The 23,580-nt window shown below is 40.6% G+C and carries 18 protein-coding genes; 11 read left to right on the plus strand and 7 right to left on the minus strand.

Annotated elements, in window-relative coordinates; translation table 11 throughout:
* Window positions 1-8: 8 nt before the first annotated feature.
* Complete coding sequence (locus tag CWB85_RS10445; protein WP_138554829.1) at window positions 9-827, plus strand: IolE/MocC family protein; 819 nt, start codon at window positions 9-11, stop codon at window positions 825-827.
* Window positions 828-883: 56 nt separating this feature from the next.
* On the opposite strand, the gene CWB85_RS10450 is transcribed toward CWB85_RS10445, so the two are convergent.
* The 3 genes from CWB85_RS10450 to CWB85_RS10460 form a co-directional block, all read right to left on the minus strand.
* Window positions 884-3,235, minus strand: a complete 2,352-nt coding sequence (locus CWB85_RS10450; protein ID WP_138554830.1) for a beta-galactosidase — start codon at window positions 3,233-3,235, stop codon at window positions 884-886.
* Between the two features lie 86 nt (window positions 3,236-3,321).
* Complete coding sequence (locus tag CWB85_RS10455; protein ID WP_138554831.1) at window positions 3,322-4,431, minus strand: NHL repeat-containing protein; 1,110 nt, start codon at window positions 4,429-4,431, stop codon at window positions 3,322-3,324.
* 82 nt (window positions 4,432-4,513) lie between these two features.
* Window positions 4,514-5,278: a phytanoyl-CoA dioxygenase family protein gene (locus tag CWB85_RS10460; RefSeq protein WP_138554832.1), complete on the minus strand. Its 765-nt coding sequence runs from the start codon at window positions 5,276-5,278 to the stop codon at window positions 4,514-4,516.
* A gap of 235 nt (window positions 5,279-5,513) precedes the next feature.
* On the opposite strand from CWB85_RS10460, the gene CWB85_RS10465 reads away from it, so the two are divergent.
* The 4 genes from CWB85_RS10465 (at window position 5,514) to CWB85_RS10480 (ending at window position 11,748) form a co-directional block, all read left to right on the plus strand.
* On the plus strand, window positions 5,514-6,284 hold the full coding sequence (locus CWB85_RS10465; protein ID WP_138554833.1) for an IclR family transcriptional regulator: 771 nt from the start codon (window positions 5,514-5,516) through the stop codon (window positions 6,282-6,284).
* A 306-nt stretch (window positions 6,285-6,590) separates the two neighbouring features.
* Entirely contained in the window at window positions 6,591-9,362 is a 2,772-nt protein-coding gene (locus tag CWB85_RS10470; protein WP_138554834.1) for a TonB-dependent receptor, read from the plus strand.
* Between the two features lie 76 nt (window positions 9,363-9,438).
* On the plus strand, window positions 9,439-11,007 hold the full coding sequence (locus CWB85_RS10475; RefSeq protein WP_138554835.1) for a tryptophan halogenase family protein: 1,569 nt from the start codon (window positions 9,439-9,441) through the stop codon (window positions 11,005-11,007).
* A 21-nt stretch (window positions 11,008-11,028) separates the two neighbouring features.
* Window positions 11,029-11,748, plus strand: a complete 720-nt coding sequence (locus tag CWB85_RS10480; RefSeq protein WP_249314833.1) for a SapC family protein — start codon at window positions 11,029-11,031, stop codon at window positions 11,746-11,748.
* 289 nt (window positions 11,749-12,037) lie between these two features.
* Here CWB85_RS10480 and CWB85_RS10485 read toward each other — a convergent pair whose 3' ends face one another.
* The 4 genes from CWB85_RS10485 to CWB85_RS10505 form a co-directional block, all read right to left on the minus strand.
* Complete coding sequence (locus CWB85_RS10485; RefSeq protein WP_016709237.1) at window positions 12,038-12,334, minus strand: type II toxin-antitoxin system RelE/ParE family toxin; 297 nt, start codon at window positions 12,332-12,334, stop codon at window positions 12,038-12,040.
* A gap of 7 nt (window positions 12,335-12,341) precedes the next feature.
* A complete protein-coding gene (locus CWB85_RS10490) occupies window positions 12,342-12,584 on the minus strand; it encodes a type II toxin-antitoxin system Phd/YefM family antitoxin (RefSeq protein ID WP_016709238.1) in 243 nt (80 codons plus the stop codon).
* 737 nt (window positions 12,585-13,321) lie between these two features.
* On the minus strand, window positions 13,322-13,936 hold the full coding sequence (locus CWB85_RS10500; protein WP_138554836.1) for a GntR family transcriptional regulator: 615 nt from the start codon (window positions 13,934-13,936) through the stop codon (window positions 13,322-13,324).
* Window positions 13,937-14,041: 105 nt separating this feature from the next.
* Window positions 14,042-16,378 carry a beta-galactosidase gene (locus CWB85_RS10505; protein WP_016709240.1) on the minus strand — a complete coding sequence of 779 codons (2,337 nt, stop codon included), beginning with the start codon at window positions 16,376-16,378 and terminating at the stop codon, window positions 14,042-14,044.
* Window positions 16,379-16,698: 320 nt separating this feature from the next.
* Here CWB85_RS10505 and CWB85_RS10510 point away from each other — a divergent pair, with 320 nt between their 5' ends.
* Genes CWB85_RS10510 through galE form a run of 6 tightly spaced genes read left to right on the plus strand, consistent with a single transcriptional unit; the run spans window position 16,699 to window position 23,579 of the window.
* Entirely contained in the window at window positions 16,699-18,294 is a 1,596-nt protein-coding gene (locus tag CWB85_RS10510; protein ID WP_016709241.1) for an MFS transporter, read from the plus strand.
* Window positions 18,291-19,229: a sugar kinase gene (locus CWB85_RS10515; RefSeq protein WP_138554837.1), complete on the plus strand. Its 939-nt coding sequence runs from the start codon at window positions 18,291-18,293 to the stop codon at window positions 19,227-19,229. Before CWB85_RS10510 ends, CWB85_RS10515 begins: the two co-directional genes overlap by 4 nt.
* A 9-nt stretch (window positions 19,230-19,238) precedes the next feature.
* Window positions 19,239-20,327, plus strand: coding sequence for a glycoside hydrolase family 117 protein (locus tag CWB85_RS10520; protein WP_138554838.1), 1,089 nt, complete (start codon window positions 19,239-19,241; stop codon window positions 20,325-20,327).
* Window positions 20,328-20,338: 11 nt separating this feature from the next.
* Window positions 20,339-21,394 carry a UDP-glucose--hexose-1-phosphate uridylyltransferase gene (locus CWB85_RS10525; RefSeq protein WP_138554839.1) on the plus strand — a complete coding sequence of 352 codons (1,056 nt, stop codon included), beginning with the start codon at window positions 20,339-20,341 and terminating at the stop codon, window positions 21,392-21,394.
* Window positions 21,391-22,545, plus strand: a complete 1,155-nt coding sequence (galK, locus tag CWB85_RS10530) for a galactokinase (protein WP_138554840.1) — start codon at window positions 21,391-21,393, stop codon at window positions 22,543-22,545. The genes CWB85_RS10525 and galK overlap by 4 nt, the downstream gene beginning before the upstream one ends.
* Before the next feature lie 11 nt (window positions 22,546-22,556).
* Window positions 22,557-23,579 (plus strand): UDP-glucose 4-epimerase GalE, encoded by a 1,023-nt coding sequence (gene galE / locus CWB85_RS10535; protein ID WP_138554841.1) that lies wholly within the window; start codon window positions 22,557-22,559, stop codon window positions 23,577-23,579.
* Window position 23,580: the final 1 nt, after the last annotated feature.

The following is a 23,580-nucleotide window of genomic DNA, read 5'->3' on the forward strand; positions in this document are numbered from 1 at the left end:
GCACTATTATGAAATTAAAGTTTTTATGCCCTTACTGGGGTTGTGAAGGGACAGCAGCCGATGAATTTGTAGCAAAGGTACTTGATGCTGGATTTGCTGGAGCAGAAATTAACTTTCCAGCAGATGAAAAGTTTATCAGTGGCATTCAACGTGCCGCCAATGAAGATAATTTTAGTGTGGTAGCGCAACAATGGCTTGCACCTAAGGTTGAATCGTTTGCACAATATCGTGCTAAATTTAATGCACGATTACGTTTTTTAGCAACACTCAACCCTGTGTTTATAAACTCACATACCGGAAAAGACTTTTATAGCGTTGCACAAAATAGCCTGTTACTCAACGATGCTTTAGCGTTAGAGCGTACTTTGGGTATCACAATTACTCATGAGACTCACCGAGGACGGTTTAATTTTGCAGCCTTTGCTACAGAGCCGTATCTTCAAAAATTTCCAGCTCTAAAATTAAATGCTGACTTTTCGCATTGGACTAATGTCAGTGAAAGTTACCTAGAGGAACAACAAGGGTCACTAAAACGCGCGCAACAGCACAGTTATTATATTCACGCTCGAGTAGGTCATACTCAATCAGCACAAGTGAATGACCCATTTAGCCCCCAATGGCAGGAAACATTAAGCTTGTACGTAAAGTGGTGGCAACAGATTATTGATCTAGCACAAGCACGCGGCCAGCAAACATTTTATATTTGCCCGGAATTTGGACCTTGGCCTTATATGCCTAATAAACTTAATTCGACGATACCATTAACACAGCAGTGGCAGCTTAATGTGCGAATGAAAGAGTATCTGATGAAGCACTTAATTGTGTAGGTATGACCGGCTAGTGAATACACGCCGGTCATGTGGTTCAGCTTCATTGAGGAAAGCTACTTACCATAGCGCTTTTCGTACATGGTGGAGGTAACGTCTTTTACTGCTTCGATCATTTCAGGGTAGGGGATGTCAGTGGTGGTAACAAAGCCTATATTAGCGTTTTCACCATCAAATGCCCGCCCAGATACGGGTTCATCAACATATTGGAACCAATGAGCGCCAACCATGTAGGGTTTTTCGAGTACGCTTTGCATGTAATTTTTATACATAGCAGCACGGTCTGTTTGATTTGCAGCGTGAACAATACCTGGGTTAAACAAGCCTGAGTCGGTAGCTGTACCAATATGGAATTCGCCAATTACAACTGGTAGATCAACGTCTTCTAAAAATTGCCAGTAATGATCTTGCATACCTTCCTCGTAAATATTAAAGCTCAATACATCCGAGTATTTTACCGACGCTTTAATAATTTCATCTGGCATGCCCCAGTTAGCCATGCGAGCACCCATGTATAAATGATTAGGAAGCTTTTTAGCTAATGTACCATTGACTACTTTAAAGTATTGTTCGCCTAGCATTTCTAACATTTTCGATATGTCGGCTATTTGTGCGTCAGTGTAGGTAGTAAACGTAACGCCATTATTAAGTTCATCCCAACTTGAAATATCGCTTTGCCATGCTTTATTTAGTGCATTTATTGAGGTGTACTTTTGTTTAAGGTGTGTTGCAAATGCGTGTTTAGCTGGGCTTTGCTGTGCATCTTTTGATAGGGCATCGAGTATGATCCCGTAGCGTTTTTCTACGCTGCCTTCACGTTCGCCCCAACTTTTTTCGTTATCGATAAATATGCCTATACACCAAGGTGATGATTTAATGCTTTTAGCTATGGCATCAATGGTAATTTCTGCGCGTTTTTTAAACTCAGGATCATAAAAATCGGGCATCAGTCCCCAGTGATTAGTATGTCCAGAGAGTGTTTTAAAGTCGCCGATAATCCAACCATTGGCAAAATAGGGCACTGATTCTTTATCGTAAAAAGCCGGATCGACCCAGTTGCCAAATGATGTAAAACCCCAATCCTTCATGCGATCAAGTGTTACCTCATGCCATTTATCTAAATATGATTTAGGTGATGTTTCGCCATAGCGACGTTGTAAGTTTGCACGGTAAAAACTATATGTTTCGCCATGTGCAACAGGGCCTTTATGTGTTGAGCGTCGGTAACTGTAGTGCTCGCTAAGTGGCTCATTGTAATCGGGCAGCCATTGAAACATATTATGACGAAGCTCAGAGGTAATAAAGCGGCTTTGGCGAGCGTCATCTGAGACTTTAATGATCCCCATCGAATCTTCAGGGGTGATCTCATCGCTACTGCGATTGCGGACCGAATCATCTTTGAAGTCTACGCCGGTAATGGTGGTAAGATTAGCCATGCGCACATTGGCCGGGCCATGGGAGAAAAATAAGTAGCCTTCAGGGTCAACCATCCACCATTTACCGTCTACTTTTTCTGTTCTGAAATAGCCTGTGGCCTCTAATTTAGGACCTTTGGCATAACCACCAAATCGAGAGCGGTCGCTCATGCCTTTGGATTTTTCAAGTTCAGCTAATTCAATATCAGCCAAACGTTTAAGCTGCTCATCTGAGGTGATAGTTAACGCATTGGTTTGTTTTGTGTATTGACCATATTTATCAATTATATTGACCATCCAATTGGGATCGGATGGTGGGTTTTTTCTGAGTTTAATATCACCAATTAATAATGACTTATCTTCTAACACACCGATAGTGAAGAGGTTCATTGCACTAATTTTTGTAAAGTCGCCGCCATCATCACGCCAAGAGCGCCACACCATTAATCGATCATTTGTTTGCCAAGGTGGTGCATCTCCCCACATGCCAGTATTGGTTTGGGCTTCTTTACCATCTAACGGAAAATACACAGTACCTGAGTAATTCGCCGGTAAACTAACCGAGCGGCTTTGTAGTTGCCCTTCTGGGTTTTCTATTGATAGGTAAACGTGTACTGAGCTGGCGCTGGTATTTTCAACGTCAAAAGCCACGTTATAGTTATTATACGATGATAAATCCCAAGGACTGGGTGGGGCTATTTTTAGTTCAGAAATATTTCCCTTTGCAGAAAAATTTAACGCTAACTTATTACTATTTGCAGACTCAATGAATTGGTGCGATGTGTGCTTATCGAAAAACCAGCTTTGCTGTTGTTGCTTTGAAAAATCAACCAGTTTAGTTAATGTTTCAGCTTGATAGAAAGGATCCACTGGGGTGTTAGCTGCGCGCTCTTGCACAGGTGTTTTATTTGTATCGCTACACCCATTGGCAAAAATACAGGCTAAACTGAGCGCAATTAAGTTAACAGTCAGTGAAGTGTGAGTTGTTGTCATAATAGTTTTGATCCTGTTGTAAACTAGAATGAATAACATACGATCATTGTTAACAATAAACAATGATCGTATTCACTTTTATTGCATTAATTCTGTTTTATTAACTTCATAGGATAACTATTTGACGAGTTCCATTGGCCAACATAAAGATTGTCATCTTGATCAACACAAATACAGTGTACATGGTTGAATATTTGCCAATCTGTTTGCATTGGCTGTAATTCGCCTTCTATATATACAGGTTGTGGCGCACCCAAGTTAGCCACTATTTTATTTGATTGATCAAAAATACTGATAAAACCAGAGTCATCGGCATTACGCTCGTCAATATGCGACCAACACACTGGAGCGTAAAATAGTTCACCTTTAAAAACTGGCCCACCAATATACGCGCCGTTCGCGCTTATTTTTGAAAGGTATTCACCTTGTAGAGAAAACACTTTTAAGCACTGTTCAAAACGTGAACTGACAATTAAAGTCGGGTTGGTGGCATCACGTAAGTCAACCTCGATGCCATGGGTATTATGTAAGTTGTAGTTAGCATCGCTGTTATCATGCCCACCCCAGTGCTTGATATACCGGCCGTGTTTATCAAAGTGCAGTAAAAAATCACTACCGTAACCATCAGTAACGTATAAATCACCATTTGGAGCTATGGCTATATCAGTAGGGCGAAAGGGCTGCTGTGGCGTATAAGCACCGTATGTTTGCGGGTGGCCAATGGTGTAAACAAGCTTGCCATCTAAAGTCATTTTCGCAATAAATCCGGCTTGTGGAATGACATTATTAGTCGGGCTATGCCATTGCTCTTTGCTGTGACCATCCCAATGACGATTAACAATCCAGCCACTGTCTACAACATATAAGAATTCTTGCTCACCTTCTTTGACAATTTTTAAAGCATGGCCGCCAGGAAAGAGTGTGCCAAAAGCATCGAGTAGTTCACCTTGTTGTGAATACACCAAAATATTATTTTGGGTATTATCAGTGATCATAAAAATACGCCCTTGTGAATCCATTACCATGGCATGGCAGTTTTCGATTGGGTACTGCTTAGGATCGAGTTTGCCCCAATGCGCATCTACTTTATATTTAAATTTGCCGTGACCAATTATTTTACCATGGGGATCTTGGCCGTTTTTAGGGAATGGGTGCGCAATTTGCTGTTTTTGTTTTTCAGTTAGGCTACAAAGCATTGGTTTTTCCAAATTAAAAAACCAACTCAAGAAAAGGGCTAACAGTCTATGAGTTGGTTTGGCTAGAATTACGGATGAACAGTTAAGCGGGTTTCCAATTCAAAATGGCATCGTCGTTAACCGGTTCTAATGGATAATAAACAGCTTCGTTTTCTTTAAACGATTGATTAGTGATTGCGTTAAATGCGCAGATCATTGACCAACGCGGCTCTGCAGCACGGTTTTGGTTTGATTTATGTAATAAATTACAGTGGAAAAACAGAACATCACCAGGTTCAAGCTCTACATTGACCAGCTCATGGTATTTCATGGCTTCTTCAACAAACTCTAAACAGGCACCTTTTTGATCCCCCGTTTTACTATGATCAAGTCGGCCTAAATGATGTGAGCCTTTTAAAACTTGTAAGCATCCATTTTCGATAGTCGCTTTATTAATGGCCACCATACAGCTAATGGCTTTCGGGTAAAGCATGTAGTTATCGCGATGCCAGTAACCAAAGTCTTGATGCCACTCCCAAGCGCCGCCAACAAAGGGTTCTTTCATCATTATTTTAGTACTTGTATGGTAAACCTCTTCACCAATAAGCTTTTCACATACATCAACTAAACGACGACCACGCGAAAACATACTGTAAAAATCATCACCGGTTTTTTGCCACAAACACACTTTACTTACTGCACCATCGGCATCTTTTTTATGCCATGCTCGCTCGTATAGCGAATCATCATTAAAGGCGGTGTGCTGTAAGCGGGCAATTTCTTGTTCGTCGTAATAGCCTTTTGCAATAACGTAGCCGTCTCGATGAAAGTCAGCAATTTGTTGTGGTGTTAGTTGTCTGTTGTTCATAAGTGGGTGTCCTGTAAATGACTACTTGTTGTAAATTGTTGACAATAATGAGTTGGATTTATGAAGTGGTCAAGCTTGAATTTATATAAAAATATGATATTCATATATAAATAATAGTGATGATGATTAACTAATTGTTTCTACATAAATTCAAATATTATGAGCTAGAAAAATTATTTTTATATTCATATATGAATATGGCGAATTGCCTTGTTTTTGCACGGTTGGGTGGATAATGAACACAAAAGTAAAAAGTAAATACGCGGTACCTGCGTTAGATAAGGGGCTCGATATACTTGAGTTTTTAGTTCTTAAAGGCAGTGCTTGTTCACAAAGTGAAATAGCGGCTGGGCTTGGTCGTAGTGCAAATGAAATTTACCGAGTGCTGGTTGGTTTAGAGTCTCGGGGCTATTTAATACGGGATGAATTTTCGGGGCGTTATAGTTTATCTTTAAAGCTTTATAATTTATCTCGGTCTATTTCGCCGATTGATCAAGTGCGTCAATGCGCCATTCCTTATATGGAAGATTTAGCGGTGAGTTTGGGACAGTCATGCTATTTAACTATGCTGTATCAAAGCCAAGCTATGACGGTGGTACAAGCTCGCAGTCACAGTGCAATGCACTTAAGCATTGCAGAAGGATCATTATTTAAGCTAAGTAAATCAACGGCGGGTCAATTATTATTAGCAAATAGTAACGAGCAAGTTCGTGGCATGTTGATTGAGCATGATGCAAGTTATAGTACGTTAAAATCTAAAGCGCTAAGCCAGTTGCAATATGAACTCGATGTTATTTGTACACAAGGCCACCTTGTACAGAGTAACCCTTTGATCACCGGTGTCGATGATTTTTCTGTGCTGATAGGTAAACCGCAAGCAAAACTGATAGCTGCACTGACTATTTCATCTTTTGATGCAGAATTAACATCAGCAGTGAATGCCCAAGCAATGGTCGCAGAGCTTAAAAGTACTGCAAGCAAGATCACTGCTTTACTAAACAATTAAACTGGTGAGGTAATTTACCGAGTAAATTGTTTGCGCTTGATTCCCCTGCATTCGAAACACCATTAAAAACCATGCTAATTTAGTTAGTTACCAATACTCACTCCCCATTTTTAAATCACCTATACAGTACTGTTAGTTTAAGTTGTCAGCGTAGTTGTAAAATTTTTGTTCGATTTAATTTGACTTAACAAGCTGTGTTCTATTATTGTAAAGTTAATTGTTAACAATATTTTGATAACAATTCAGGCTAACCAAAATCAAATCATTACTGGCAACGTCGGCTAAACACAATATTTAGGTGTAAAAATGATAAATACAAAATTTAAGTTAAACGCAATTTGTATCGCTATGCTGGTGTCAACACCACTGGCTTATGCAGAGCAAGAAAATACAACTGATATAAATAATGATGTAGAAGTTATTCAGGTTACGGGGATCCGTAGTGCATTGAGTAAATCAGCATCCATCAAGCAGGATTCATCAGGGGTAGTTGATGCTATTTCAGCAGAAGACATAGGTAAATTACCAGATACAAATTTAGCCGAGTCATTACAGCGTATCAGTGGCGTATCAATTGATAGAGCCAACAATGAAGGTAACCAAGTGACAGTGCGTGGCTTTGGTCCGAGCTTTAACTTAGTGACGCTAAATGGTCGTCAGATGCCAAACTCTTCAGTCATTCAAGAAAAGGGTGTCTCACGTAGCTTTAACTTTAGAGAGATTGCTGCAGAGAGTGTCTCAGGCGTATCAGTTTATAAAACAGGTAAAGCGAATGTCGCATCTGGTGGCATTGGTGCCACGATTGATATCAACACTGCCAAACCGTTTGATTATGATGGCTTTAAAGCGTTTGCAAATGTAAAAGCAATTAATGATACCAGCTCTGAAAAATCAAGTGTAACACCCGAAGTCTCAGGTATGATCAGCCAAACGTTTGCAGATGATATGTTTGGTGTGCTGTTGTCTGTTTCACATTCTGAGCGTGAAAGTGGTCGTGAACGTGTGGGTACATCACAAGGTTGGGTGAAAAATCGCGCTAACCCTGATGGCGTTGATAGCAGTGCTATTGATACTTCAGTCAACCCTACGGGTACTTACTGGGTGCCGTGGACACCAGAAATGGAGCGCTTTGAAACTGAACGTACCCGTGATAATGCGCAATTAGTGTTACAGTTTGCACCTACAGATAACATTGTTGCCACACTTGATTACACTCTATCGCGCTTTGAAGAGATCAGTGAAACGAATAAAATGTCGTTTTGGTTTGATAATCCAGGTGGTACGGCAGATCAAAATGGTACTGTGGTCGATATTACCAATCCAAACGATGAATTGAATTTTTGGGCATGGGAATTATACGAGAAAAAAGAAAACGATTCTTTAGGTTTAAATTTAGCTTGGCAAGCAACAGATTCACTAAAATTAAGTTTTGACGCGCACGATTCAACATCACATTCTAATCCTGATGGTAACACGGCTGAAACCATCGCCAACCTGAAAAACATTCCTGGCTCAGTTGCCATGATAGGGGCTAATTTCTCTACCGAAGTACCTAGTATCACCATTGATGATTCGACTTTACCCGGCGGTGCATACGCGCAAGAAAATATTGTATCTGATTTATACCAGCGCCGTGGTTATGAGATGGAAAATAACATCAAGCAATATCATGCCAGTGGTATGTGGGAAAACTTAGAAAGTGGGGCTATATCGGCAATTCATTTTGGCGCAATGTATACCGATTATCAGATTGATACCTATTTGTCTGAGCAATTTTCATTTGTTGATATTCCATTAGATAATTTAGGCATGACATTTGATGATGCGACAGGCTTTGCTGACGAGTTTTCAGGCTCGGACCAATTGTTCCCATATATGCCAAGGTACAGCGCTCAAGACTTTGTTGATATAGTTAGAGGTGAAGGGTTATTTAGAGAGCCTGATATTTCAACCAATGGTGTTCAAGAGCAAACTCTTGCATTTTATGTTTCGTTAGATGTAAACACCGAATTTAATAACATTCCTATCGATATGAATGTGGGTGTTCGTTATGAGAGCACAGATGTAACTGGTTATTCTGTAAAACCGGCAATTATCGCGCTGAATTATCGCCATGCTGAAGAACTTCGTCCTGTATATGCAGCTGAAGCAACACCACAAGAGCTGGAAGGTGAATATACACGTATTTTACCTAATCTTGATTTAAGCGCTGATCTAGATAATGGTTACAAAGCACGTTTTTCATATAGCCGAACGCTTGCCCGTGCAGGCATTGGTGCTATGTTCCCGTCTACAACGATAAATGCACGCCCTGATGGCCCATACAATGCCTCACAAGGTAACCCAAATTTATTACCAATAACTTCCGATAACTTTGACTTCTCCTTTGAATGGTATGGTAACGATGGCAGTTATGCATCGGTAGGCTACTTTAAAAAGTTTGTTGAAAACTTTATTGGTGCAGGTGTAGTACAAGGTACATTAGATGATATAAACGGTGAGCCACTGCGCGATCCAAGTGTAAACCCGCGTCCTGGTTGTCCAGATAGTTCTGATACACCTAACCCTGCTTGTATGAGTCAGCCGTCAGATCCAATTGTAACATTTGATATTTCAACACCTGATAACTTACAAAATCGTGAAGTTGATGGTTGGGAGTTAAACGGTCAATACATGATTGAAGATACTGGCTTCGGTGTGGTTGCTAATTATACCTTAGTTAACAGTGACGAAGAGTTTGAACCGTATAACTTTGATCAAACCATTGCTCTAGCGGGCTTGAGTGACTCTGGTAATTTGGTTGGTTTTTATGAGAATGATGATTTTCAAGTTCGTCTTGCATATAACTGGCGCGACGAGTTCTTACTTTCATTAGGAACAGAGCCAACATTTACTGAAGCATACGGTCAGTTAGATTTTAACTTCAATTATACAATTAATGAGGCATATTCAATTAATTTTGATGCGCTGAATCTAACTAATGAAACTGTTCGTCGTCATGGTCGCTTTAGCGAGCAACTCGTCTCTGCTGAGCAATACGGCCCACGTTATAGCATAGGTTTTACTGCTAAGTGGTAACTGATCGTTAATTATGAGCAAGGCACCTACTGCCTTGCTCTTTTTGGATTTGCTCTATAGCAATAAAGAGGTTGCTATGAATAATCACTTACAATCAATTGTGGTTGTTGGCGGTGGAACAGCAGGCTGGTTAAGTGCAGGGATCATCGCCGCTTACTTACAAAAACACCATAGTCTTAATTATAAAATTACCTTAGTAGAATCATCAGATATCCCAACTGTGGGAGTAGGAGAAGGGACCTGGCCCACCATGCGACGTACATTACAAAATATGGGCGTTGATGAAGCCGATTTTATTAACCAATGTAATGTGTCGTTTAAGCAAGGCGCAAAATTTGCAAAATGGCATACAGGTAAAGAAGACGACTTTTATTACCATCCACTGATGATGCCGCAAGGCTTTAATGACACAGATTTATCCTCTGCGTGGCTTAACTTACACACGCAACCAAATGGGCAACTACAACCCAGCTTTGCCAATTACGTATGCCCCCAACAGGCATTATGCGAACATAATCTCGCACCCAAATTAATTACAACCGCACAATATAGTGCTGTTGCCAATTATGCCTATCATTTAGATGCAGGGCTATTTGCTACTTTCTTAAAAAACCACTGTGTTAATAAACTTAATGTAACGCATGTAGTCAGTACGATTGAAGCGGTAAATAATCATAAAAATGGTGATATAGCTTCATTGAGTTTGGACAACAACACGACGCTGGCTGGTGAGCTATTTATTGATTGTAGCGGTTTTAAATCATTACTGCTGGGTGATAATCTCAAAGTCGGGTTTAAATCATGTAAAGATGTATTGTTTGCTGACAGCGCACTGGCTGTGCATGTTCCTTATGATGAAAATCAACCCATCAGCTCTCATACTATTTCTACTGCACAAAGCGCTGGTTGGATTTGGGACATTGGCCTACAAACGCGCCGTGGAGTAGGGCATGTGTATTCCAGCCGTCATATCAGTGAGCAAGAGGCAAAAAACCAGTTGTGTGACTATTTAAATATAGCCCAGCAAGATAGAGCCTCTCTCGCAGTTAAAAAAATTACTTTTGAGCCAGGCCATAGAGAAAAATTTTGGCATAAAAACTGTGTTGCAGTTGGGTTATCGGCGGGGTTTTTAGAGCCATTGGAAGCATCTGCATTACTGTTGGTCGAAATATCAGCTAACTTCATTGCCGAGCAATTACCAGCAAACCGGCAAGTTATGGATATCACAGCGGCGCGATTTAATCGTACCTTTAGCTACCGTTGGCAGCGAATTATCGACTTTTTAAAACTGCATTATATGCTCAGTAAACGCACCGACAGCGAGTTTTGGCTGCAACATTGCGCCGCTCAAAGTATTCCACAAAGTTTGCAAGATAGCCTTGCAATTTGGCAAACACATGTCCCTAATGACAGCCATTTTGACTATTCCGTTGAGGTTTTTCCCGCCGCAAGCTACCAATATGTTTTGTATGGCATGGGCTTTAAAACCGAGACTACACATTATGGTAATAACCCACACTATCTTAAAAAAGCGCACAATTTAGTCATTAAAAATGGCAAAGATACGGCCTTATTAGTTAATAAATTACCGGGTAACCGGACATTATTAGATCAAATAAAACAGTTTGGTTTAGCGGCAATTTAGCGCGTTTAAATGAGTAATTATATGATGACAAAAGCAACTTTATTGGACAAAACAATACACGCAAACCTATTTATAAACACGTCGGTCGGGCATGAGTTTGGCGATAATATTAACTATATTCCGATTGTGGCAGATGAGCTTAAGCAGCTGGTGTTAGATTACCCTGTGTATTTTATGAAAAACTCCCAAACAGGTCAGTTTGAATTGTTTGCCTTAACGGGGTTTACAGCCGGACAGAACTTGTTTGTACATCAAGGTAAATGGCGAGCACAGCATATACCGCTGCACATTAAGCGCCAACCGTTTAAATTAGGCCTGCGTGATAATTCGCTTACAGAGGCTACAGACAACGATTTAGCTGTTCTGATCGACGAGGAACATCCGCGAGTAAACAGCGACACCGGTGAGCGAATTTTTGATGAGCAGGGAGAGCCCAGCGCCTACTTAAATAGTGTGTGTGAGCAATTAATGACACTGATGCACGGGAATAAGCGCACTAATGCATTTATCAATACCTTGTTACAACATGAGTTGATAGAAGCCGTACAACTGAGCCTTACTCAACATGGCGAAAAGCAAACCTATACTGGTTTATACGCGATTAATGAACAGGCATTGGCCGAACTTAGCACAGAAGCACTTAAGTCATTACACGAAATGGGTTATCTACAAGCCTGTTATATGATCATTGCCGCCACAGGACATATACAGAAGTTATTAAACTGGCAGAGCGAAGCTTAAAATTGCAGATGTTAGATTAGAGGCCGTTTTGAGCGAAACCGGATAGTGATAAATTATGAAGTCAAAATTTGATTCCATTGGCTCAGAAATCATAGTTAAAAAAGTGATCTCATAACGTGAATCTCCAAAAAGAAATGGGGTTATATACAGCTGTCTGTGATTTGTCCAATATTACTGATCTCTACCACTTTGGTGTATTTTTGCATTTGTAAAACATTAGGCAAAGTTAACTATTTGTTTACCAATGTAGAATTTAACCCTAACTTCAAGTGTTATGGTTAATTATCCACTACAAATGGTTTTGTGGCAGTTGTGATTGAGAGAGTACAGCTACAATCAAAATGAAGCCATCTTCTTTGGTAAAGTAAGTTATGTGCTTACCTACAGGAAAGTAGAACCCGTTGGAGTAAATATCATCACAACCTTTACCAACAGTTGGATTGTCAGCAAGCATTTGAAATCCAGTTAGCAATATATCTTTGTAGATACGCCACTGCTTCTCAGAAAAATTATTAATGGTGTAGCTTTTGATTTTTCGCAAATGAGATTGAGTTAATTTACTTAATTTGTATTTATTCTTCTGCATAACTGAATTACAAAGCCTGTAAAAAGTCTTCGCCATCAACTACGTTATCTTGTGCTAAATCTTGTTTAGCAGATTCAAAGCAATGTTTAAGGTAGTCAGCTTTCATCGCTTCTAGTTCTTCGTAATCTTTAATAGACATGACTACTACAGCGTCTTTACTGTTTTTGCTGATCTTTATTGGTGTACGTTGGGCATTAAGAAGTAACTCACCAAAGTTACGTTTTGCGTCATTTGCTGTTAACGTGTGCATGGGTATTCTCCAAATTTGGAATTACAATATAATTATAGTCGATCGTGTTAAATGTTCAATCTGATTAAATCGTGCGATTTGAGCGAAAGGTAAACTAATCCGGTAGCCGGAGGTCTCCTCCAGCCTCCACACCATCCATCATGCGCTTTTTACTTATAGGAAGTGCAATGGGTGGTTCATTTCCCGTAATGAATATTGATCCAAATATCTCTCAATGGCACTAAACCTTGTGAAGCTAAGTAGTCATTGCCTAGTGCAATATTAATTCCTTTTGTTTTGAGCTTCTATAAGGGCCTTCGCTTTCAAGTGCCTACTGTTGGTATTAGTGATACCACATACTATGGCTAGTCGCTCGCTGACACCCAATTCCATTAAACTGCGCAGGGCTATTCCTTTGTAAATAGCGCCATTGTCGCCAGGAGCACATTCTTATTCTACGGCGGCTCCAGTGCTATACATCCACTGTTAACTGATTGGCGTTGGCTATTAGGTAATAGTGTCCTTAGCCGCGCAAATACTTTTGGGTTTAGAATCTTTATTACTCTTAAGCGCAGCGCCCCTTAAACTCTTTGTGATTAATGCTTAAATGGCGTTTTTGCTCTGGATTTAATGACTTACAAGCTTTTGTATACGGCAAATAATAGAGCGCTATGCAGGTTTTTCGATTCGGGTATTAGCTGGTTTTAAAACTAAAAAGCCGCTTTGCAGCGGCTTTGTTAAGCATAAAATTTATTTCTTTATTTGATATTGTGTTTAATCGCTTTAATTGCAGTTGCACTGTCTTGCGCTTTTAGGGCTTCAAGGATGGCGCGATGCTCGTTAACGCATTCAGAGCTTGAGGTTATGCGCTTGTAATTTAAACGCATACGCATAACATACGGATACCAAATATTAACCAGTTCTTCGCCACCAGCTTGGTAAATTAAGTATTGGTGAAACGAAATATCGATTTTAGTTACTTCTGTATAGTCTTCACGTTCTAGTGCATCTTGCAGTGCTGTGAGAATATCTTCTAAGTCCGCGATATTCTGCTCGGTTAAATTGCCGTTTAGCTCTGTAACCGCATATTCTTCAATGCTACGGCGTAGTTTGATCATTAACTTTTGCAGTTTAGGATCAAGTACGCTGTTTACTGATGCACCACAGTTATTTCGTGAAATCAATAAACCTTCTTTCGTCAATTGCAGTATTACATCACGAATAGGGCCACGGGATAAGCCAAAACGTTCTGCTAACTCTTTTTCATTTAATTTAGTTTTAGGAGGCATCTCACCAGAAATAATATCTGAACGTAGCTGTTCAGCTATTTGATCTTTTACAGATAAAATTTTTGTTGGTTTAGTTGCGGCCATATTTTTTCCTACGTTTATTTTATGCTTTGTTTTTCTTTACTTAGTGTATATAAAAAAAAGCGAATGGTCTATTGTCAACACATTACAATAGACCACTATTTAAGCTTATTTTTTAAATCGGCGCTCGTACATTTCATTATTCACAGTTTTTGCTGCTTCAACCATTTCAGTATAAGGACGATCTGTGACTGTTATGAAACCAACGTTATAGTTCTCTCCATCATAAGCACGCCCAGTAATAGGCGAGTCTATGTATTGGAACCAATGAGCGCCAATAAAGTATGGGTTGTCAAAGACTGAACGCATATAGTCAGTGTACATTTTTGCGCGGTCTTGTTGATCAGCGGCATGAATAAGCCCTGGGTGGAACAAGCCAGAGTCTAATGCGCCAACATGGAATTCACCAATAATAGTCGGCTTATCAAATTCACTTAAGAATTCCCATTTTTTAGGCTTGATGCCTTCTTTGTATGCATTAAAACTGATCACGTCAACATGCTTTGCTGATGCTCTAACGACTTCAATGGGCATGCCCCAATCAGGAAAACGCGCGCCTAAATACAAGTGATTAGGTAAATGTTTATCCATTGCCGCATCAACTACACTAAAGTATTTGTCGGCGTAGGCGGTTAACATGATTGAAAAGTCAGCAAGTTGATCGTTGTTTTTAACATCTACTTTTACGCCTTTATCAAACTCCTCCCATGAGGCTAAATTTAAATGCCACACTTGATTGAGTTGATTAATATCAGTGTATTTTTGCTTCATTAAGCGAGAAAACTCAGCTTTTGTCGGCACTGTTGCTGCGTCTCTGCCCAGCGTGTTGATCACAATCCCATAATGGCTCTGTACAGAGTCAGGGCGACCAAAGCTTTTTTCGTTATCAATAAACACGCCCACTGCCCAAGGTGAGTTTTTAACCTCTTTTGCGACGTTCTCTACGGTAATATCTGCACGCTCTGCAAAATGGGGGTCAAATACGTCAGGCATTGCTCCCCAAAAATCATTACCACTTGAAACGGTTTTAAAGTCACCTATGATCCAGCCATTAGCAAAGTAGGGCACTTGTTGATTATCGTAGTAACTTGGATCTGTCCAATTCCCTAGTGAGGTGAAGCCCCAGGTTATCATGCGTTGCAGAGTAACTTCGCGCCACTTTTGCATAAAGTCGCTATTATTTTGGCCGTATTTACGCTCAAGGTTGGCAGAATAAAAGCTGTAGGTTTCGCCGTGCGCAAGTGGACCTGAATGGGCGCTTTTACGATAGCCATAGTGCTTACCCATTGGCTCATCATAACTTGGTAACCATTCAAACAAATCTTTACGTACTTGTGATGCGACAAAGCGACTTGGTAGTGCTTCTTTGTTAACTCGGTTTAACCCTTTGGAATCTTCAGGTGTTAAGCCCGATTCATTGGCGCTTTTAAAGAGAGACTGATCAAAGTCATAACCTGTTAATGTGGTTGAGTTGGCAAGACGAATAATATCTAAACCGGTTGCCAAATAAAGGTAACCATCTGGGTCGACCAACGACCATTTACCATTGTGTTTTGCTGTTCTAAAGTAGCCGGTGCCCTCTAGTTTTGGCCCTTGTGCCCAACCGCCAAAGCGCGAGCGATCTGCCGGTCGTTGTGCTATTAATTGTTTGGCTTCTTGTTGTTTGTCGGTAATTAACTCATCAACTGAATGTACTTTATAAGCGAAATCTTGTTTAGCATTTTGGCCAAATTTATCAACAATATGCGTTAAAAATTGAGTATCAAACTCAGGATTCGTACGTAAATCAATAGATTTAATTTGCAGCGCTTTATCATGCAGTGCACTTTGTACACTCAATGAAATTTTGGTGATGCCTTTGAGGTTTAAGTTCTTTTTACCCCACATTGAGATAAATTGAGTTTCGTCTGATTGCCAGGTAGCAGGGTTCGAGCGTAATCCTGAGGTAAAGTTAAGCTCTACACTTTCATCACCATCAGGAGTTGCTAGGTCATGTCCATCTAGCTTTGCATAATATGTATGAAAGTCACCAATAGGCACATTGACTGTACGGGTGTAGTTGGCACCGTCAATGTCAGAGATATCTAAGTATACTTGTACGGAATGCTGGCCAGGGTTTGCAAGCTCAAATGCGATATTAAAATCTTTGAACTGGCTCCAGTCCCATGGCGTATCGGGAATAAAGGTGACACCTGAATAAAGGTTTTGCTCTGAATTAAACGCAATATTTAAAATATTATCGTTATTAGTGACCTGAGCACCGCTGGTTTTTATTTTAACCGCTGTGTCAGCCGTATGCTGGGCATCATCTAATAAGTGCAACAGGGTCGAGCTGCTGCTGGTTGCTTTCGCTGCCACGGGATCTGACACGTTATTAGTCTGTTGATTACACCCTGTGAGGGCGAGTACCAGTGCTGTTACTGCTAGATTTTTTTTATATTTCATTATAGTCCAACCTTTTTAACAATTTAACACACCATACACGAAAAAAAACAAATTGAAAATTGTTAACAAAGTGCAATTTGTGTAATTGTCCATTTCTACACTTAAATTATTGATATTAAAAACTTTAAAGATTTACAAAAATTTTGCTTCCCAGTGTGAAAACAGAGTTTTTTAAAAATATATGTTGCATGCGAGTTAATTATGAAATAACCTCGAATGAATTACTCATGGTTAATTGTTAACAATTTTAAAGGGCTTCCTTAATTGTTAATTTTTGAATTAATACACACAATGATAACAACAAAATTGGATAAAGATGTATGAATGGTAGCAACCGTAATGTGTTCTTTTTTGCCTTGGTCGTCGCCTTTGGCGGTTTTATCTTTGGTTTAGATGCTGCTTTGATCTCAGGAACGGTACGTTTTGTATCTGCTGAATTTAACTTAACGGATATACAAATTGGTACAGTCGTCAGTGCTCCTGGTTTTGGGGTGTTATTTGCACTGCTGATCACCGGTTATATATGCAATGTGTTTGGTCGTAAGAATACACTCATTGGCATTGCATTCATTTATATTTTCTCTGCGATATCTTCGGTTTTAGCGCCGAGCTATGAAGCGTTGGTCATTGCGCGTTTTATTGGTGGTTTAGCGTTTACCTCTTTATCTGTTGCAGCCATGTATATCGGTGAAGTATCGCCTGCTAAATACCGTGGCAAACTGGTTTCTATGATTCAAATAAATATTGTGGTGGGTTTATCGGCAGCTTATTTTGCTAACTATTTATTAGTTGAGCTATCACAAAGTAGTTATCAGTGGGTCAGCACCTACGCTATGCAAGAAAATTTATGGCGCTGGATGCTCGGGGTAGAAGTGATTCCGGCTCTACTTTGGTTTTTATTGTTATTTACTATTCCACAAAGCCCGCGTTGGTTGGTGATGAAAGGCAACGAAACTCGAGCAAAAGCGGTACTGTTACGATTAACTAAAAATAGCACGTTGGCCGATGAGCAACTGCAAACTATAAAAACAAGTTTAATTGATTACTCAGACACAAGCAGCTATTTAGCATCTTTTAAACAGCTACTTGATAGCCGCGTTCGTGCTGCGGTGATTATTGCATTAACTATTGCGCTGGTTCAGCAAGTAACGGGCATAAATGCGATTATGTTCTACGCACCAACAGTATTTGAGCAACTAGGCATAGGCACTGATGCGGCGTTTTTAAACGCAGTGTTAATTGGCTTAGTGAGTATTGTTTTTACTGTTGTGGCGATTTTATTAATAGATAAATTGGGCCGCAGACCTTTAGTCATTGGTGGCTTAGCAACGGCGACCGTGAGTTTATTCATGTGCTATATCGGCTTTAGCCAAGCTGAATATAGTTTATCAGCGCAACATATTGCGGAATTCTCGAGCTTAAATACAGTCAGTGGCTTAGATCAGTTGATTGGTCAGGTATATCACAGTGATGTTGAGTTTAAACAAGCATTAGCCACGGTGTTTTCAGCATCCCAACTACAAGGGTTTGAAAGTGATTTAATTCAACGTGCCGCAACGATTAATGCGCCGCTTATATCATTTGGTATTGCCGGTTTTATTGCTGCGTTTCACTTTTCAATAGGCCCAATTATGTGGGTGATTTTTTCTGAAATATTCCCAACCCGTATTCGCGGTGTTGCCATTCCAACGTTTGCGTTTATTGCCAGTGTTGTGAGCTATTTAGTACAGCAGTTTTTCCCTTGGCAATTAAATAACTTTGGCGCGGCGAATATCTTTTTGTTCTACAGCATTAGCGGTGTAATTGGCTTTATATTGCTTTATAAAATTATGCCTGAGACAAAAAACAAATCGATAGAAGAAATTGAAGAGCAGTTAGCGGGTGTATCAGCAAAAAAAGCATTGGAGGGCGCGTGAGTACCTTATTAGCCATTGGTGAATGCATGGTTGAACTTGTGCCTAAAGGGGTGAGTGAATGTCAGCAGTCTTTTGCCGGAGATACCTATAACGCATTAGTGTATGCCAAACGTTTTGCAGAGGAATTAAATTGTGAGCTTTTCAGCGCCGTTGGTGAGGATATTCTAAGCATTAATATGCTTAAAAAGTGGCAGCAAGAAGGGATCGGTAGCAAACAGGTGATCAAAACTCCTGACCATAATGTGGGTATCTATGCCATCTCGACTGATCAGCATGGAGAGCGTAGCTTTGACTATTGGCGTAATCAGTCTGCTGCGAAACACATGATGGAGTTATATGCCAAACAACCGTTTGATTTTGGTTTAGGCAAAAATGATTGGGTATTTTTTAGTGGTATAAGCCTTGCCATTTTAGAGGATGATTCAAAGCAACAGTTAGTTGATTTATTAACTAAATTAAAAGCGCAAGGGGGCATTATTGCGTTTGATCCTAATTACCGTGCGCGTATGTGGCAATCAAAAGCGCATGCAATTAAGTGGTTAGAACGCGCCTACCAAATCAGTGATGTGGTGTTGCCTGGGCTTGATGATCACTACACTTTATTCGGCCATACCGATGCGAATGATATTGTTGATTATTGCCAGCAGTTTGCAATTGATGAAGTGGTGATTAAAGCCGGTAGTAAAGGCATGCAGGTGTTTTGCCAAAATACCTTAAGTGCGCAATGTGCATTTCATCCTGCACCACAACAAGTTGATAGCACCGCCGCAGGAGATTCGTTTGCAGGTACCTATCTAGCCGCAAGAATGACACAGCACGAACCACAAGTCGCTTTACAAATGGCTGATAAAGTTGCTTCCCAGGTGGTGCAACATCAAGGTGCCATTTTACCTTTTGACGTTTACCAAGCGCTTAATTTAAGCAGTGCAAAGTAAGGAATAAATATGTCTGACAATCAACAAAAATTGAGTTTAGCAAGCCTGCGAGCAATTGAACGAGGCTATGATCAAAAAGGCCCACAGTGGTTAACAGAGTTTGATGTAACCCCATTAAAAGGTGACTTTGCTTATCAAGAAGGCGTGATCCGCCGTGATCCATCATCAGTTTTGTATATTGAGGGTGTTTATCATTGTTGGTACACCAAAGGCGAAGGTGAAACGTTAGGTTTTAATGCAAATGACCCAGAAGCAAAAGTATTCCCTTGGGATTTGACCGAAGTATGGCATGCCACTTCAAAAGATAGCATTACGTGGCAAGAGCAAGGCGTAGCGATTGCCCGTGGTAAAGCTGGTCAATACGATGATAGAGCTGTATTTACGCCGGAAGTTTTTGCTCATTTAGGAAAATACTATTTAGTGTATCAAACTGTTGAAACACCCTATAGCAATCGCCAGTACGAGCATATTGCCATTGCACAGTCAGACTCACCTTATGGGCCATGGCAAAAGTCTCCTGCGCCTATTGTCAGTCCAAGTAAAGATGGTGTGTGGTCAGGTGACGAAGATAACCGCTTTGCAGTGAGCAAAAAAGGCAGTTTTGATAGCCATAAAGTGCACGATCCGTGCTTAGTGTTTTTCCAAAATAAATTTTACCTGTATTACAAAGGTGAAACCCAAGGGGAGGGCATGAATTTTGGTGGCCGTGAAATAAAACATGGCGTTGCTATCGCTGACAATGTGTTAGGTCCCTATGTTAAATCTGAATACAATCCTATCTCGAACAGTGGCCACGAAGTCGTTGTGTGGAATTTTAGAGGCGGTATTGCCAGCTTACTAACGACCGATGGCCCTGAAAAAAATACCATTCAATTTGCTAAAGACGGTATTAATTTTGAAATCATGGCACATATCAAAGGTGGCCCGGAGGCCATTGGTTTATATCGCCCAGTAAAAGGCTTTGATGAAAACCCAGCGCCAGGAATAAGCTGGGGACTTTGCCATAAATACGATGCCAGCTGGAACTGGAACTACATTTGCCGATTTACACCACGTAAACAAGTGCTTGATGCGGGCACATTTCAAAATAGTAACTAAGGTTTGCAGTAATGAGTAATCAAAACAATCAATTTGATCCGACAGAACATCCACATCGTCGTTTTAATCCCTTATTGGGCGAGTCGGTGTTGGTATCGCCGCACCGTGCTAAACGTCCTTGGCAAGGCCAAGAAGAAAGCGTTGATCATGAAGTAAAACCGGCCTATGACGAAAATTGCTTTTTATGTAAAGGTAACACGCGCATCAATGGTGAAGTAAACCCAGATTATAAGGGAACCTTTGTATTTACTAATGACTTTGCTGCACTGCGTGAAGATGTGCCAAAGGCAAGCAAAAGTGATCCGTTATTTAGCATGCAAACAGAGCGCGGTACAGCACGGGTTATTTGTTTTTCGCCTGATCATTCAAAAACTCTGCCTGAGCTCTCGATCAGTGAAATCACTAATGTAGTAGATACTTGGCAGCAGCAATGTGCAGAGCTTTCGCAAACCTACCGTTGGGTTCAAGTGTTTGAGAATAAAGGCGCTGTAATGGGCTGTTCAAATCCGCACCCGCATGGACAAATTTGGGCGCAAGATCAACTCCCTAGTTTAGTTGAGCGTAAACACCATAATTTACAAAAGTACTATCAGCAACATGGCAGTAATTTATTACTGGATTACGCCAACCGCGAGTTTGCATTAGATGAACGTGTTGTCTGTGCTAATGAAGACTGGCTAGTGGTTGTGCCATATTGGGCTGCATGGCCTTTTGAAACCCTATTATTACCGCGTTTTGCAATTACAAGAATGACTCAGTTAACAAGCGCGCAGCAGATCAGCCTTGCTGAGATAATCAAACAAATTACCGTTAAATACGATAATTTATTTCAATGTTCATTCGCCTATTCAATGGGGTGGCATGGTGCGCCATACGATGATCACGATGATTCATTTTGGCAACTGCATGGTCAGTTTTTCCCGCCATTGTTGCGCTCTGCTACGGTGAAAAAATTTATGGTGGGGTATGAAATGATGGCTGAAGCACAGCGTGATATAACGCCAGAACAAGCGGCCACTATTTTAAAACAACAATCACTCACGCATTATAAAGAGGTGAATGCATGAACATTGAAAGCACTGTGCGCAGCGCATTTTTAAAACACTTTACGCGTGATGCTGACTTTGTTGTGAAGGCACCGGGTCGTGTAAATTTAATTGGTGAACACACCGATTATAACGATGGTTTTGTACTGCCTTGTGCCATTGAATACGCCACTTATATTGCCGTTGCCCCGCGTACTGATTCAACTGTAAATGTATTAGCCCTTGATTGTAATAATGAAGTTGACAGCTTTAGCGTAGGCCAAGAAGTCGCTCATCATCAAACTCAAAGCTGGAGTAATTATGTGCGCGGCGTGGTTGATGAATTACAAAAACGCGGGCACCAATTAACGGGCTGCGATATTTGTATTACCGGTAATGTGCCGCAAGGTGCAGGGCTTAGCTCATCGGCTGCACTGGAAGTGGGGATTGCTTACGCGTTTAACCATTTATGCGATTTGTTTATTGAACGTAAAGAGATCGCCAAAATTGGTCAAGCGGCTGAGAACAATTTTGTAGGCTGTAACTGCGGCATTATGGATCAGCTTATTTCTGCGTGCGGTCAACAAGGTCAAGCGCTGGGAATTGATTGCCAGTCTTTAGACTTAATTGAAGTGAGCATTAATGAAGGCATGACCATCATGATGATCAATTCAAATGTAAAACGTGGTTTAGTTGATAGCGAATACAACTTACGCCGTGAGCAATGCTATGCCGGTGCCGAGGCGTTTTCAAAGCCAAGCTTACGTCATGTTTCAATTGAAGAATATGAAGCAAATAAGGCGCAGCTTGACCCCCAAGTTGCGAAGCGCGTCGAGCACATAGTGTATGAAAATGCGCGTACATTAGCTGCGATGCAAGCATTTACTGATAACGATATTGGTCGATTAAGTAAATTAATGGCACAAAGCCATGCATCGATGCGTGACTTATTTGAGATCACCACAGTGCAAATAGACGCGTTAGTTGAAATTATCGATAACGTACTTGGTGATAAAGGTGGTGTGCGTATGACCGGTGGTGGTTTTGGTGGTTGTGTTGTGGCATTTGTACCTAATGTTATGGTGGCAGAAGTAACGGCAGCTATTGAATCTCAGTATCAGCAACAAACGGGTATAAAAGAAAGTATTTATACCAGCCTCCCAGCATCTGGTGTATCAGTAATAAGAGCATAAGGATTATGAAAATGGAAAAAGTACTGGTTACCGGAGGCGCTGGTTATATTGGCAGCCACACAGTGTTGAGCTTGTTACGTAGTGGTTTTGAGGTTGTGGTAATAGATGATTTAAGTAACTCAAGCCGTGAATCATTAGTCAGAGTACAGACACTAGCACAAAAAAATGTAGAGTTTGTTCATGCCAGTTTATTGGATGAAACTAAGCTTAAAGCAACATTCAGCGCTCATAACTTTAGTGCTGTTATTCATTTTGCTGGTTTAAAAGCCGTTGGCGAATCGATGCAAAAACCGCTTAGTTACTATCAGAATAATCTGATCTCAACCCTTAACTTGTGCCAGTGCATGGCTGAATTTAAGGTCAATAAGTTAGTGTTTAGTTCATCAGCAACGGTTTATGGGGAGCATGCAACGCCACCTTATACGGAAGAATTACCGCTGAGTCGCGCATCCAGCCCTTACGGTCAAACCAAAGTCATGATTGAGCAGATGCTGCAAGACATTGTAAAAGCAGGCTCGTTACAAGTTGCAAGTTTACGTTACTTTAATCCAATTGGTGCAGATCAAAGTGGCTTAATTGGTGAAGACCCTTTAGGTATTCCTAATAACTTAATGCCATTTGTAGCGCAGGTTGCAGTAGGAAAACGTGATAAATTATCTATTTTCGGTGGCGATTACCCAACTGAAGATGGCACTTGTGAGCGTGATTATATCCATGTGAGTGACTTAGCCAATGGGCATGTTAAAGCACTGCAATGGTTAAGCCTTCAGCAACAACCATTGTACGAGGCATTTAATTTAGGCACAGGCAGCCCGTTTTCAGTATTAGCTATTGTGAAGAGCTTTATACGCCATACAGGTGTTGATATTCCATTTGAAATAGCAGCAAGACGCAGTGGTGATTTAGCTGCTTTTTGGGCTGACGCTAGTAAAGCAACCAATATACTTAGTTGGCAATGTGAATATACTTTAGCTGATATGATGAAAGATACATGGCATTGGCAAAGTAAAAACCCGCAAGGCTATCAGAGTTAAG

Origin of the sequence: Pseudoalteromonas sp. S1727, from assembly GCF_005886375.1 — a bacterium.
GTDB lineage: Bacteria > Pseudomonadota > Gammaproteobacteria > Enterobacterales > Alteromonadaceae > Pseudoalteromonas > Pseudoalteromonas haloplanktis.

Bases quoted from the DNA above. Each gene is read 5' to 3' on its own strand.
- CWB85_RS10445 (WP_138554829.1), top strand. From the start codon at position 9: ATGAAATTAAAGTTTTTATGCCCTTACTGGGGTTGTGAAGGGACAGCA.
- CWB85_RS10450 (WP_138554830.1), bottom strand. From the start codon at position 3,235: ATGACAACAACTCACACTTCACTGACTGTTAACTTAATTGCGCTCAGT.
- CWB85_RS10455 (WP_138554831.1), bottom strand. From the start codon at position 4,431: ATGCTTTGTAGCCTAACTGAAAAACAAAAACAGCAAATTGCGCACCCA.
- CWB85_RS10460 (WP_138554832.1), bottom strand. From the start codon at position 5,278: ATGAACAACAGACAACTAACACCACAACAAATTGCTGACTTTCATCGA.
- CWB85_RS10465 (WP_138554833.1), top strand. From the start codon at position 5,514: ATGAACACAAAAGTAAAAAGTAAATACGCGGTACCTGCGTTAGATAAG.
- CWB85_RS10470 (WP_138554834.1), top strand. From the start codon at position 6,591: ATGATAAATACAAAATTTAAGTTAAACGCAATTTGTATCGCTATGCTG.
- CWB85_RS10475 (WP_138554835.1), top strand. From the start codon at position 9,439: ATGAATAATCACTTACAATCAATTGTGGTTGTTGGCGGTGGAACAGCA.
- CWB85_RS10480 (WP_249314833.1), top strand. From the start codon at position 11,029: ATGATGACAAAAGCAACTTTATTGGACAAAACAATACACGCAAACCTA.
- CWB85_RS10485 (WP_016709237.1), bottom strand. From the start codon at position 12,334: ATGCAGAAGAATAAATACAAATTAAGTAAATTAACTCAATCTCATTTG.
- CWB85_RS10490 (WP_016709238.1), bottom strand. From the start codon at position 12,584: ATGCACACGTTAACAGCAAATGACGCAAAACGTAACTTTGGTGAGTTA.
- CWB85_RS10500 (WP_138554836.1), bottom strand. From the start codon at position 13,936: ATGGCCGCAACTAAACCAACAAAAATTTTATCTGTAAAAGATCAAATA.
- CWB85_RS10505 (WP_016709240.1), bottom strand. From the start codon at position 16,378: ATGAAATATAAAAAAAATCTAGCAGTAACAGCACTGGTACTCGCCCTC.
- CWB85_RS10510 (WP_016709241.1), top strand. From the start codon at position 16,699: ATGAATGGTAGCAACCGTAATGTGTTCTTTTTTGCCTTGGTCGTCGCC.
- CWB85_RS10520 (WP_138554838.1), top strand. From the start codon at position 19,239: ATGTCTGACAATCAACAAAAATTGAGTTTAGCAAGCCTGCGAGCAATT.
- CWB85_RS10525 (WP_138554839.1), top strand. From the start codon at position 20,339: ATGAGTAATCAAAACAATCAATTTGATCCGACAGAACATCCACATCGT.
- galK (WP_138554840.1), top strand. From the start codon at position 21,391: ATGAACATTGAAAGCACTGTGCGCAGCGCATTTTTAAAACACTTTACG.
- galE (WP_138554841.1), top strand. From the start codon at position 22,557: ATGGAAAAAGTACTGGTTACCGGAGGCGCTGGTTATATTGGCAGCCAC.